This is a genomic window from Sphingopyxis macrogoltabida (assembly GCF_001314325.1).
GTDB classification, from domain to species: domain Bacteria; phylum Pseudomonadota; class Alphaproteobacteria; order Sphingomonadales; family Sphingomonadaceae; genus Sphingopyxis; species Sphingopyxis macrogoltabida.
The window spans coordinates 1,824,041-1,835,741 of sequence record NZ_CP009429.1; the positions used below are offsets into that span (position 1 = coordinate 1,824,041).

The 11,701-nt window shown below is 65.6% G+C and carries 13 protein-coding genes; 5 read left to right on the forward strand and 8 right to left on the reverse strand.

Annotation, left to right across the window (positions count from 1 at the left end; genetic code table 11):
• Positions 1-143: 143 nt before the first annotated feature.
• Positions 144-518: a heat shock protein HspQ gene (hspQ, locus tag LH19_RS09065; RefSeq protein WP_054587860.1), complete on the forward strand. Its 375-nt coding sequence runs from the start codon at positions 144-146 to the stop codon at positions 516-518.
• Between the two features lie 9 nt (positions 519-527).
• On the opposite strand, the gene LH19_RS09070 is transcribed toward hspQ, so the two are convergent.
• A complete protein-coding gene (locus tag LH19_RS09070; RefSeq protein ID WP_054727232.1) occupies positions 528-1,400 on the reverse strand; it encodes an ABC transporter permease in 873 nt (290 codons plus the stop codon).
• Positions 1,401-1,512: 112 nt separating this feature from the next.
• Here LH19_RS09070 and LH19_RS09075 point away from each other — a divergent pair, with 112 nt between their 5' ends.
• A complete protein-coding gene (locus tag LH19_RS09075; RefSeq protein ID WP_054727234.1) occupies positions 1,513-2,193 on the forward strand; it encodes a GcrA family cell cycle regulator in 681 nt (226 codons plus the stop codon).
• Positions 2,190-2,588: a PaaI family thioesterase gene (locus tag LH19_RS09080; RefSeq protein WP_054727237.1), complete on the forward strand. Its 399-nt coding sequence runs from the start codon at positions 2,190-2,192 to the stop codon at positions 2,586-2,588. Before LH19_RS09075 ends, LH19_RS09080 begins: the two co-directional genes overlap by 4 nt.
• 51 nt (positions 2,589-2,639) lie before the next feature.
• On the opposite strand, the gene LH19_RS09085 is transcribed toward LH19_RS09080, so the two are convergent.
• Positions 2,640-3,485, reverse strand: coding sequence for an outer membrane protein (locus LH19_RS09085; RefSeq protein WP_054727239.1), 846 nt, complete (start codon positions 3,483-3,485; stop codon positions 2,640-2,642).
• A 172-nt stretch (positions 3,486-3,657) separates the two neighbouring features.
• Between LH19_RS09085 and parE the strand changes: the two genes are divergently transcribed.
• Together parE and LH19_RS09095 are read left to right on the forward strand one after the other, a co-directional pair.
• Positions 3,658-5,637, forward strand: coding sequence for a DNA topoisomerase IV subunit B (gene parE, locus LH19_RS09090; protein ID WP_054727241.1), 1,980 nt, complete (start codon positions 3,658-3,660; stop codon positions 5,635-5,637).
• Between the two features lie 11 nt (positions 5,638-5,648).
• Positions 5,649-6,962, forward strand: a complete 1,314-nt coding sequence (locus LH19_RS09095) for a serine hydrolase (RefSeq protein WP_054727244.1) — start codon at positions 5,649-5,651, stop codon at positions 6,960-6,962.
• A 99-nt stretch (positions 6,963-7,061) separates the two neighbouring features.
• On the opposite strand, the gene LH19_RS09100 is transcribed toward LH19_RS09095, so the two are convergent.
• The 6 genes from LH19_RS09100 to LH19_RS09125 are packed head-to-tail and all read right to left on the reverse strand — an operon-like array spanning position 7,062 to position 11,694.
• Positions 7,062-7,853 carry a LysR family transcriptional regulator gene (locus tag LH19_RS09100; protein ID WP_054727246.1) on the reverse strand — a complete coding sequence of 264 codons (792 nt, stop codon included), beginning with the start codon at positions 7,851-7,853 and terminating at the stop codon, positions 7,062-7,064.
• Positions 7,850-8,251, reverse strand: a complete 402-nt coding sequence (gene apaG / locus LH19_RS09105; protein WP_054587867.1) for a Co2+/Mg2+ efflux protein ApaG — start codon at positions 8,249-8,251, stop codon at positions 7,850-7,852. The genes LH19_RS09100 and apaG overlap by 4 nt, the downstream gene beginning before the upstream one ends.
• A 17-nt stretch (positions 8,252-8,268) precedes the next feature.
• On the reverse strand, positions 8,269-9,477 hold the full coding sequence (locus LH19_RS09110) for a trans-sulfuration enzyme family protein (RefSeq protein WP_054727248.1): 1,209 nt from the start codon (positions 9,475-9,477) through the stop codon (positions 8,269-8,271).
• Between the two features lie 4 nt (positions 9,478-9,481).
• Positions 9,482-10,528: a 3-isopropylmalate dehydrogenase gene (leuB, locus tag LH19_RS09115; protein ID WP_054727250.1), complete on the reverse strand. Its 1,047-nt coding sequence runs from the start codon at positions 10,526-10,528 to the stop codon at positions 9,482-9,484.
• Positions 10,529-10,576: 48 nt separating this feature from the next.
• Entirely contained in the window at positions 10,577-11,314 is a 738-nt protein-coding gene (recO, locus tag LH19_RS09120) for a DNA repair protein RecO (protein ID WP_054727252.1), read from the reverse strand.
• Positions 11,302-11,694, reverse strand: a complete 393-nt coding sequence (locus LH19_RS09125; RefSeq protein WP_054727254.1) for a PaaI family thioesterase — start codon at positions 11,692-11,694, stop codon at positions 11,302-11,304. The genes recO and LH19_RS09125 overlap by 13 nt, the downstream gene beginning before the upstream one ends.
• Positions 11,695-11,701: the final 7 nt, after the last annotated feature.

The window sequence follows — 11,701 nt, forward strand, 5'->3', positions numbered from 1 at the left end:
CATCCGGAAATGCGAAGCCGCAGGAGCATTTAGCCTGAACGGCCGATACTTCTGTAACCTCGATCACAGCCCGATTCGGCAAACCGCAGCGCCGGTGAATTTAACGGACTTGAAACAGGCGTAAACCGCCATAGATTGTTCCTATGACGCCCGAATCCTCTTCTGAACTTCCCAAAGCGGTTACCGCGCCGCTGATCGAACGCGCACGCTTTGCGCCGGGCGATATCGTGCGTCATCGCATGTTCGATTTCCGCGGCGTCGTGTTCGACATCGATCCGGTCTTCGCGAACAGCGACGAATGGTATGAGGCGATCCCCGAGGCGATCCGTCCCGCGAAGGAACAACCCTATTACCACTTGCTCGCCGAGAGCGAGGATTCCTCCTACATCGCCTATGTCAGCCAGCAGAATCTGGTCGCCGACGGCGACGGCGGACCGATCGACCATCCGCAGATCGATGCGATGTTCGACGGGCTCGAACGCGGGCGGTACCGCATCCGGGCGATCCATCGCCACTGATCGGCCAGATCAGGCTTTCAGTTTCCAGCCCGACGCGAGCAGGCGATAGGTCAGCACGCCGAGCACGATGTTGACCGCGACCAGCGCCAGCGCCGCGGTGAGGACCGGGTTGGCGATCGTGGAATCGACGGTGCCGATGAAGCCGTAGCGAAAACCCATGATCGCATAATAAACCGGGTTGCCGTGCGCGATCGACTGGAACCACGGCGCCAGCCGGTCGACCGAATAAAAGGTTCCGGACAGCAGCGCGAGCGGGGTGACGACAAAGTTCGTCACCGCCGCCGCATGGTCGAACTTCTCGGCCCAGACCGAGGTAATCAGACCGAGAAAGCCGAGCATTGCGGCACCCAGCACCCCGAACAGCACCACCGCCCACAAATGGTCGGGGATCACATGGACGCCGGGCCACAACAGCATCGCCAGCCACAGCGCCAGCCCGACGAGGATCGCGCGCGTGATCGCAGCGCCGATCAGCGCGATGATCAGCTCGCCGACCGCGAGCGGCGGCATCAGATAGTCGACAATCGTCCCCTGGATCTTGCCGACGAGCAGCGAGAAGCTCGAATTGGCGAAGCTGTTCTGCAGCATCGCCATCATGATCAGCCCCGGCGCGATGAAATCGGCGAAGGGCACCCCGATGACCGTGCGCCCGGCGCCGCCCAGCGCAACGGTGAAAATCACGAGGAACAAAAGGGTGGTGATCGCCGGGGCCCAGATAGTTTGTAGCTGGACCTTGAAAAACCGCCGCACCTCCTTGACATATAGGGCCTGCATGCCCGGAACGTTCAGGGTGTGGATATGCGGGACGCCCGGTTCGGCAAAAGCCGGAACTGCGGCGAAATCGCCCGAGTCGGAGTGCGAAATTTGGGGCTGGTCGTTCATGGCGTTCTCGCCTATCGCCTCCCCGATCCTACCGCAAGCTGGGCCGTGACGGAGCCGATCCCCGAACCGGATCGCCGAACGGCCCGCGGCGTGGAATGATAAGGAATTGAACATGTCATGGACCGATGAGCGCATCGAAAGCCTGCGCAGCATGTGGGAAAAGGGCCTGACGGCCAGCCAGATCGCCGACGAACTCGGCGGTGTGAGCCGCAATGCGGTGATCGGCAAGGCGCATCGCCTCGGCCTCAAATCGCGGCCCTCGCCCGTGAAGGCGACCGAGAAGGTCGCCAAGGCTCCCAAACCCGCTGCGCCCAAGCCAGCAGCGCCGCCGCCTGCCCCGCGTGCGGCAGCGCCTGTCGCGCCGCGCCCGGTGGCGCCGGCGAGGCCCGAGCCCAAGCCCGCGGTCGACGTGGCGGAAAGCCCCGCCGCCGGCGACGCGCCGCCGAAGCCCGACGCGCCGCGCATCGTCTCGATCGGCCCCGGCGGCTTCATCCGCCAGGGCCCCGGCGATCAGCAGGCGCCGATCCCGCCCGCACCGCCGCGCCGCCTCGTGCCCGCGAAGCCGAGCCCGGAGATTGCCGACAAGACGAGCCTGCTCGATCTCAACGACCGCATCTGCCGCTGGCCGATGGGGCATCCGGGCGAGCCCGATTTCCACTTCTGCGGCGAAGCGGTTAACCCCGGCTTCCCCTATTGCGTCGAGCATTGCGGCCGCGCCTATCAGGCGCAACTGCCGCGCGGCACGCGCCGCCCGCCCCCGCCGCCGCCGTTCGGCGGACCGCGCGTCCGGTGAAGCCCTTCGGGCAGGAGTTCGAATTTGCGCGTCTGCTCGGCTTCCAGCTGGTCGAGCGTGGCGACGGGCGTTGTACGATGGCGATCGATATCCAACCGGCGCGTCATTTCAGCCCGCAGGGCGCCGCGCATGGCGGCGTCGCCTATTCGCTGGCCGACACGGCGATGGGCGGTGCGCTCACCAGCATGCTCGGCGACGAGCAATGGTGCGCGACGCTCGAAATCAAGTTCAACTATCATGTCCGCGTCGGCGAAGGCCGCCTGACCTGCGAGGCCGAGGTCCTGCACTGCGGCAAGCGCATCGCCAATGTCGACGCGCGCCTTTATCAGGAAGGCCGCCTGGTCAGCAGCGCGAACGGCAATTTCGCGATCTTCGCAGCGCCCGCCGCCGCATAAGGAAAGGCGCCGGATCTTGCGATCCGACGCCTCCTTCCCGCTCCCAAGAGGTCAGAAGCGGAAGCTCACGGTTCCCCGGATGCTGTGCGTCCGGAAGTGCGGATCGCTGCGCTGGATATCGGTGCCGCCCGCTTCGATCAGGAAGGGGTTGGTCGCGGGGGCGGTGCCCGGGCCGACATTCACCGTATAATCCTTATCCTTCACGTCGGTGTAGAGATACTCGAGGCCAAGTCCGATGTTGTTGGTGACCATGATCTCCGCACCGCCGCCGGCCGAATAGCCCCAGGCGTTGGTCTTGCCATTGTCGGCAAAGCTGTTCGCGGTGTTGGTCGTCACGAACTTGTTGTCGAGCCGCGCATAGGCGCCGCCGCCGGTGACATAGAAAAGCGCGCCGCCGCCCGGCGTGTAGCCGGCGCGTAGGCGGGCACCCGCCTGATAGTCGGCCTCACGGCTCATGGTATAGGCCGCGGGGGTGGTCGAAAAACCCGATACGCTGTCGCGGGCTTCGCTGCGACCGCCTTCGAGGACCGCACCGACGACGAAATTGCCCATGCGGCGGTCATAACCGACGCGGGCGAAATATTCGGCACCGTCCTTGTCGTTGCGGCACGCCCGATTGGCGGTGCCGGTCGCTGCGCCGTTGCAGAAGCCGGGCGAGAAAGCATTCGCGCCACCCGAGGTGTTCACGGTGTCGCCATAGGTGCCGTCGAGATCATTGTCGAAGACCAGCGTTTCGCGGCGGTCGTTGCCTTGGACGGTGTAGCCGCCACCAAGGGCGATATAGGGTCCGTTGAAGTCCTGCGAGATGTCGCGGCCGCCGCCCGTTGTGTCTTGGGCCATGGCGGGAACGGCCAGCGCGCTGACCGCCGCAGCGGCGAGGAGAGAAGCGAATTTCATTGTTATTACTCCACTTTTTGATGACTTTGCAGTCGGGAGCCAAACCCTCCCCGCCAATCCAAAGTTCCCCGCGAACCCGGAAATGCGATGAACCGAGCCCGGCGCGAGATATGCCCGAGGCCTTGAAAACCGCGCTTGCCAGCGGCCTTTCCCGCCCCCTATAGCCAGCCATATGAGTCACGATTTGTTCGACAGCTCCGCCCCCGCGACCGACAGCTATAATGCCTCGCAGATCGAGGTGCTCGAAGGGCTCGAGCCCGTTCGCCGCCGCCCCGGCATGTATATCGGCGGCACCGACGAACGCGCGCTGCACCACCTCGCCGCCGAGGTCATCGACAACAGCATGGACGAGGCCGTCGCGGGCCATGCGAACCGGATCGAGGTGACGCTCGACGTCGGCAACCGCCTGACCATCGTCGACAACGGCCGCGGCATGCCGGTCGACCCGCATCCGAAATTCCCGGGCAAGTCGGCGCTCGAAGTGATCCTGACCATGCTCCATTCGGGCGGCAAGTTCGAGGGCAAGGCTTATGCGACGTCGGGCGGTCTGCACGGCGTCGGGGTCAGCGTCGTCAACGCGTTGTCGGTCGATACCGAGATCGAGGTCGCGCGCGGCAAACAGCTTTATCGCCAACGCTTCTCGCGTGGCACGCCGCTCGCGCCGCTGGAAGAGCTCGGACCGACGCCCAACCGCCGCGGCACGAGCGTTTCCTTCGTTCCCGACCCCGAAATCTTCGGCGAGCATGGCCGTTTCAAGCCGCAGCGCCTCTATCGCATGGCGCGGTCGAAGGCCTATCTGTTCGCCGGCGTCGAAATCCGCTGGAAATGCGCCCCCGAGCTGATCGGCGACGACACGCCTGCCGAGGCGGTGTTCCAGTTCCCGGGCGGGCTTGCCGACCACCTCAAGGAACAGATCGGCACCCGCGAATGTGCGACCGCCGAACCCTTCGTCGGACGGCAGGATTTCCCCGGCGATCAGGGCCGCGCCGAATGGGCGATCGCTTGGCCTTTATGGTCCGACGGCTCATACAGCTGGTATTGCAACACCATCCCGACCCCCGCCGGCGGCACCCATGAGGCCGGGCTGCGCGCCGCGCTGACCAAGGGCCTGCGGGCATTCGGCGAACTCATCGGCCAGAAGAAGGCGGCGCAGATCACCGCCGAGGATGTTTTCAACGGCGGCGAGATGATGCTGTCGGTGTTCATTCGCGATCCGCAATTCCAGAGCCAGACCAAGGACCGGCTATCGAGCCCCGAAGCGGCGCGCTTCACCGAAAACGCGGTGCGCGACCATTTCGACCATTTCCTGTCGGATAATATGGACCGTGGCCGCGCGCTGCTCGGCCTGATCCTCGAACGCATGGACGAGCGGCTCAAGCGCAAGGCCGAGCGCGAGGTCAAGCGCAAGACCGCGACGAGCGCGCGCAAGCTCCGCCTCCCCGGCAAGCTCACAGACTGTGCGAATGACGGCCCCGAAGGCACGGAATTGTTTATCGTCGAAGGCGACAGCGCCGGCGGCAGCGCGAAGCAGGCGCGCGACCGCAAGACGCAGGCGATCCTGCCGATCCGCGGCAAGATCCTCAACGTCGCCAGCGCCAGCGCCGACAAGATCCGCGCCAATCAGGAAATCGCCGACCTCGCGCTCGCGCTCGGTTGCGGGATGCGCAAGGATTGCGACGCCGACCGGCTGCGCTACGAGAAGATCGTGATCATGACCGATGCCGACGTCGACGGCGCGCATATCGCGACGTTGCTGATGACCTTCTTCTTTCAGGAAATGCCCGACATCGTCCGCAACGGCCATGTCTATCTGGCGCAGCCGCCGCTCTACCGCCTGACCGCGGGCAGCACCTCGGCCTATGCGCGCGACGACGAGCATCGCGCCGAGCTCGAAGCGACGCTGTTCAAGGGCAAGAAGGTCGAGGTCGGCCGTTTCAAGGGCTTGGGAGAAATGAACCCCAACCAGTTGAAAGAAACGACAATGGACCCGGCGACACGCTCGATGCTTCGCGTCACACTGCCGCAGGAATATGAGGAACGCCATCTCGTCAAGGATCTGGTCGACCGGCTGATGGGCAAGCATCCCGAGCATCGCTTCCAGTTCATCCAGGCCAATGCGGCGAGCCTCGACGAGGCGGCGATCGACGCTTGAGAAGGAGCTCTATGCGCAACCGGTGGCACGCCCTGATCGCAGCGGCGCTATGCATCGGCGGACTTCCCCAGACCGCCGGGGCGCAAGCGCCCGAAACGCATAGCGCCCAGACGACAGCATTCGACCGGCGCGCAGGCGAACTCGTCGACCTCTTCAATGGCAAGATCGCCTTCGCCGACTATTTTGCCCCATCCTTCCAGCAGGCCATTCCCGAAGCCCAGTTCAAGGCGATGACCGCTGGCCTGATCGCGCAATACGGCCGCGCCATCGCCATCGAACAGGTGATTTCGAAGGATGGCCGGTCGGGGACGCTGCAACTGCGCTTCGAAAAGGGCACCGGCAGCGTCATCCTCGACGTCGGGGCCGATGCCGACGAGCGCGTCATCGGCCTGCGGCTCACCGGCTTCCAGATGGCCAACGACAGCTATGATAGCGTCGCCGCCGAACTCGCCGCCCTACCCGGCGCCACCGGCTTCCTCGTTGCCGAGCTCGATGGCGCGTCGATCCGGCCGCTCGCTGCGGCAAATACCGACAAGCAATTCGCCGTCGGATCGACCTTCAAACTCTATGTGCTCGACGAACTCGCGGCGCAGATTGCTGCGGGCGAACGCCAATGGAGCGATGTCGCGCCGCTGTCGCACCCGAGCTTCTCCTCAGCCGGTACCGCGAACTGGCCGCGGAACACGCCGGTCACGCTCCAGACGCTCGCCAACTGGATGATCTCGGTCAGCGACAATGGTGCGACCGACACGCTGATCCACCTTCTCGGTCGCGAACGCATCGAGGCGCGGATGCGCGCCGCCGGGCATAGCGATCCGTCGCGCAACACCCCCTTCCTGACCACGGTCGAAGCCTTCGCCCTCAAAGGCAATAATTTCGCCGATATCCGCCCCGCTTTTATCGCTGGCGACGACAAGGCGCAGCGCAAACTGATCGAGGCGAACCGCGGTCGACTGGTTCTGGCCAACGTCGACGGAGTCAGCTTCATCGAAGGCCCGCGTTTCATCGACAGCCTCGAATGGTTCGCCAACCCGAACGACATCGCACGGGCATTTATCGCGCTGCGGGCGCGGCGTTCGACGACGCTGATGTCGGTGCTCGCCATCAACAATGGCGTCGGCCCGGCCGCCAGCGAACCGTGGCGCTATCTCGGTTACAAGGGCGGCTCGGAAAATGGCGTGCTGTCGATGAGCCTGCTCGGCGAGCGCAAGGCCGACGGCAAATGGTTCGTCGTGACGACGAGCTGGAACGATCCGAAGGCCAACCTCGACGCCGACAAAATGGTTGGCCTCGTCACGCGGCTGCTGGCGCTCGCCGCGAAATAGCAATCGTCGCCCCCGCGAAGGCGGGGGCCGCCGTCGGTTTACGCAGCGCTGTAGAATATGGCTGCCAGCGGGCCCCCGCCTTCGCGGGGGCGACGGACTTTACGCGGTCAAAGCCGCCACCAGCGCCTTCACCTTCGCCTGCCGCCATTGCGGCGTCGGCGCAACCAGCCAATAGCCGCGCTTGACCGCAAAGGGTTCCTGCACCAGCCGCACCCGGCCCGCGGCGATGTCCGCTTCGGCGAGCATCGCCGGCACATTTGCCTGTCCGAGCCCGTTCGCCGCCGCATCGATCGCCAGCCCGGCATCGCCGAGCCGCAGCGCCGGTTCGCCGTCGTCGACAGGACAGCCCGGCCACGCGATGCGCGTGTCGCTACCGCTGCCGGGCCCTGCAACCGTCACCATCATCGCGTCGGCCAGTTGCACGCCCTCATGGTCGCCCGCACCGTCGGTCCAGAAAATCGCGAGGTCGAGGTTCGCTTCGGTAAAGTCGATTCCCGTGTCCGCCGACACCAAAGTAAAGCGCACGTCGGGCGCCTGCTGGCTGTAACGCGCCAGCCGCGGCGCCAGCCACTTGGCGGTCAGGTCGCGCGGCGCGGCGATCGTCAGCGACTGCGACGATTGCCCAGCCTGCATCGCGCGCACCGATTCCTCGAACTGCAAAAAGCCCTGGCGCAGCGCATCGAGCCCGGCGTTCGCTTCTCCCGTCAGCTCCAGCCCTTTCGGGGTCCGCCGGAACAGCACGACGCCCAGCATATCCTCGAGCGCGCGAATCTGCTGGCCGACCGCAGCAGGCGTCACCGCCAGTTCGTCGGCAGCACGCGTGAAGCTCAGGTGCCGGGCAGCGGCATCGAAAACGCGAAGCGCGTTGAGCGGCAAGTGGGTACGCTTCATGACGCGGTCGCAGGCGCCACGAGCGGGAAATGCGGAATGGCGACCAGCATTTCCGAACCGTCACCCATTTCCATCATATAGCTTCCCACCATCGATCCTTCGGGTGTCGGCAGCGGACAGCCCGATACATAGTCGAACGCGCCGCCGGGGCCGATCAGCGGCTGCTCGCCGACGACGCCTTCGCCCTCAACTTCGCTGATCTGGCCGCGCCCGTCGCTGATCCGCCAGTGCCGCGTCAACAGCTGCACCGCCACATCGCCGTGATTTTCGACCCGGACATGATAGGCCCAGAACCAGCGCCCCAGCGCCGGGTGCGACTGTTCGGGCAGGTAGCTGACCGACACGCGGACGGTGATCGACCCGGTGGTCGCCGCAAAGGGAAAGAAGGAGTCGATCATCACCGCGCCAAAGTCGCCTAAAGCCCGACCTTGGTCAATGCCTGCTCCAGATCGGCGATGACGTCGCGCGGATCCTCGAGCCCGATATTGATCCGCAGCATGCCTTCGACGACCCCCATGTCGGCGCGCGCTTCGGCGCTGACGCCATAATGGGTGGTCGACGCAGGATGGCAGCAAAGGCTGCGCGAATCGCCGATATTGTTGCTGATGTCGACGAGTTCGAGCGCGTTAAGGAACGCCATCGCCTGCTCGCGGCCACCGTCGAGGATGAAGGAGAAGATCGGCCCGCAAGCTTCCATCTGGCTTTTCGCCAGATTGTGCTGCGGATGGCTGGCCAGCCCCGGATGGAGGATGCGTGCGACACGGCCTTCGATCGCTTTCCCGACCGCGAGCGCATTCTCGGACTGGCGCCGGGCCCGCAGATCAAGCGTTTCGAGCCCCTTCAGCACTACCCACGCATTGAACGGCGACAGGTTCGGCCCGGTGTTGCGCTGGAACGGCAGCAGCACGTCGTTGATGAACTTTTCGCTGCCGCATACCGCGCCGGCGAGCACCCGCCCCTGCCCGTCCATCAGCTTGGTTGCCGAATAGGCGACGACATCGGCGCCGAAATCCATCGGACGCTGGAGCACCGCGGTCGCAAAGGCATTGTCGACGACGCTGGTGATGCCATGCGCCTTCGCAAGGCCGCACACATGCCTCATGTCGACGATATCCATCGTCGGGTTCGCCGGGGTTTCGAAGAAGAAGACCTTGGTGTTGGGCCGGATCGCCTTTTCCCAGGCGTCATTGTCGCGCCCGTCGATGACGGTCGTCTCGATCCCGAAGCGCGGGCAAAGATGGTCGACAAGCCAGCGGCACGAGCCGAACGCCGCCTTCGCTGCGACGATATGGTCGCCCGCCGAAAGCTGACACAGCAGGGCGGTCGTCATCGCCGCCATGCCCGTCGCCTGCGCGCGGCACGCTTCGGCGCCTTCCATCAGCGCGATACGTTCCTCGAGCATCGCGACGGTCGGGTTCTGCAACCGCGAATAGGTCATGCCCTGCGCTTCGCCGGCAAAGCGCGCCGCGACCTCTTCGGCACTTTCGTAAGTAAAGCCGGAGCTCAGGAAGAGCGCTTCCGACGTCTCGCCATGCTCGCTGCGCCACGTCCCGCCGCGCACCGCCTGCGTGGCCGGACGCCAGCTCTTCGTCTTGTTGCGATCGAAACCCGTCGTCTTCTTCATCTCGTCACCCGTTCAAAGCTGTCACGACCGCATCACCCAGCGCTGCCGTGCCCATGGTACCGCCGAGATCGGCGCCGCGGCAGCCGTCGGCGAGGACCTTTGCCACCGCCGCCTCGATCCGCGCCGCACTCGCTTCGTCGCCGCCCGAATGGCGGAGCAGCATCGCCAGCGACAGGATCATCGCCAGCGGATTGGCGATGCCCTTGCCGGCAATGTCGGGCGCGCTGCCGTGGATCGGCTCATACAGCCCCTGCTTGCCCTCGCTGAGCGAAGCCGAAGCGAGCAAGCCGATCGATCCGACGCACATCGACGCCTGATCGGACAAGATGTCGCCGAACAGATTGCCGGTGACGACGACGTCGAACTGGCCCGGATTGCGGACCAGCTGCATCGCGGCATTGTCCACATACATATGGCTCAGCGCCACATCGGGATAGTCTGCCGCAACCTCGATCACCACGTCGCGCCACAGTTGCGAGGTTTCGAGGACGTTGGCCTTGTCGACCGAGCAAAGCCGCTTCGCCCGGCCCTGCGCGGCGCGGAAGGCGACATGGGCGATGCGCCGCACCTCGCTCTCGCTATACGACATGATGTCATAGCCTTCGCGCTCGCCGCTCGCCGTTTTGCGCGTGCCCTTTTCGCCGAAATAGACGTCGCCGTTGAGTTCGCGGACGATCAGCAGGTCGATCGCCGAGGCAACCTCGGGACGCAGCGCCGAGCTGTCTTCCAGACCGGCAAACAGCTTCGCCGGGCGAAGATTGGCGAACAGCCCGAGTTCGGAGCGGAGACCGAGGATCGCCTGTTCGGGGCGCAGATGACGCTCGACATTGTCGAAACGCGGATCGCCGACCGCGCCGAATAGAATGCCGTCGGCCGCCTTGGCCTTGGCGAGCGTTTCGGGCGGCAGCGGATGGCCGGTCGCTGCATAGGCCGCACCGCCGACCAGCGCGCGGTCGAGCGTCACCGGCAGCGTAAGCGCCGCAAGCACCTTCTCGGCCTCCGCCATGATTTCCGGACCAATGCCGTCCCCGGCCAGCAACAGGATCTTCAACGCTTCGCCCTTTCGTATCTCGCCAGCCGCTTAGGGAGCGGCGGCGAGTCACGCAACCGCCCTGTTGAGACGGTCGATCAAACGTGCCCTTACGGCAAGCAGGTCGCGGTTGCGGCCTTCGAGCAAATCGCGGTCGATAAAGGCCCCGGTGATACGCAGCCCGTCGAGGACATCGCCGAGCGAAGGAGCCGCATCGGCGCCGCGCAGAAAGGCCGGCAGGCGCAGCAGTCGTTCCTCATAACCGGCAGCCGCACCGGCGCTGACCGCGCCGCCCGATTTCGGACTGACGAACGCCAGGTCATCCGACGCACCGGTTACGACGCATTCGTCGAGATTGAGCCCGAAACCGAGTTCGGCGAGCAGCAGCAGTTCGTATCGCGCCAGCGCCGCCGCCCATTGCCGCGCCGACGGCGCAACACCGATCGCGTCGAGCACCGCCGACAATGCGGCGTAAAGCGCCGGATAGGGCTGGCTTTCGGGAAGGATCGCCGCGGTCACGCTGGTCAGCCAGTCGATCGCCGCGGCCGCCAGCGGTTCGGCGAGCAGCGGCGCCCGGCTCGCAAGCAGCTCTGCTGTCGCCCCGGCCAGTTGCTCCTCGGTCCGCGCGCGCAATTCGAGCGCGACGAGGTTGCCGGGCACCAGAATCGGCCGCACCCGCCGCGACCGTCCGCCGCGTACATAGCCCGCGACCAGCCCCGCCTCGGCGGTCAGCGCCCGCACGATCGCGCCATGCTCGCCATGCGTGCGCACCGCGCAAACGATGGCTTCGGCGGTCAGGCTGGCCAAAGCACCATCTGCGTTTGCGTCACCAGCGCGACCTCGGCGCCCTCTTCGGTGCGAATCCGGGTCTGCCATACTGACACGCGCTTGCCGATTTTAACCGGGGTGGCTTCGCCGACCAGCATCGCGCCCACCGGCCCGGCGCCAAGGAAATTGGTCTTGCTCTCGATCGTCGTCGTGCCGCTCGCGCCCTCGGGCAGGGTCAGGAAGGCACCGACCGCGCCGAGGCAGTCGGCAAAGGCCATGATCGCGCCGCCATGGACGATATTGCCCGCAGTGCAGATTTCGGGCTGCACCAGCAGCTTGCCGGCGACGCGCTCCTTGCTGCCCTCGTGGATCATCACCCCCAGCGTTCCCGCCAGCGGCATCATCGCCGCGAAATCCATAGGCCTC

Coding starts and splice junctions, on each gene's coding strand:
- LH19_RS09110 (WP_054727248.1), bottom strand. CDS start 9,477: ATGAAGAAGACGACGGGTTTCGATCGCAACAAGACGAAGAGCTGGCGT.
- hspQ (WP_054587860.1), top strand. CDS start 144: ATGACGCCCGAATCCTCTTCTGAACTTCCCAAAGCGGTTACCGCGCCG.
- LH19_RS09100 (WP_054727246.1), bottom strand. CDS start 7,853: ATGAAGCGTACCCACTTGCCGCTCAACGCGCTTCGCGTTTTCGATGCC.
- apaG (WP_054587867.1), bottom strand. CDS start 8,251: ATGATCGACTCCTTCTTTCCCTTTGCGGCGACCACCGGGTCGATCACC.
- LH19_RS09125 (WP_054727254.1), bottom strand. CDS start 11,694: ATGGATTTCGCGGCGATGATGCCGCTGGCGGGAACGCTGGGGGTGATG.
- LH19_RS09095 (WP_054727244.1), top strand. CDS start 5,649: ATGCGCAACCGGTGGCACGCCCTGATCGCAGCGGCGCTATGCATCGGC.
- LH19_RS09085 (WP_054727239.1), bottom strand. CDS start 3,485: ATGAAATTCGCTTCTCTCCTCGCCGCTGCGGCGGTCAGCGCGCTGGCC.
- LH19_RS09070 (WP_054727232.1), bottom strand. CDS start 1,400: ATGAACGACCAGCCCCAAATTTCGCACTCCGACTCGGGCGATTTCGCC.
- LH19_RS09075 (WP_054727234.1), top strand. CDS start 1,513: ATGTCATGGACCGATGAGCGCATCGAAAGCCTGCGCAGCATGTGGGAA.
- parE (WP_054727241.1), top strand. CDS start 3,658: ATGAGTCACGATTTGTTCGACAGCTCCGCCCCCGCGACCGACAGCTAT.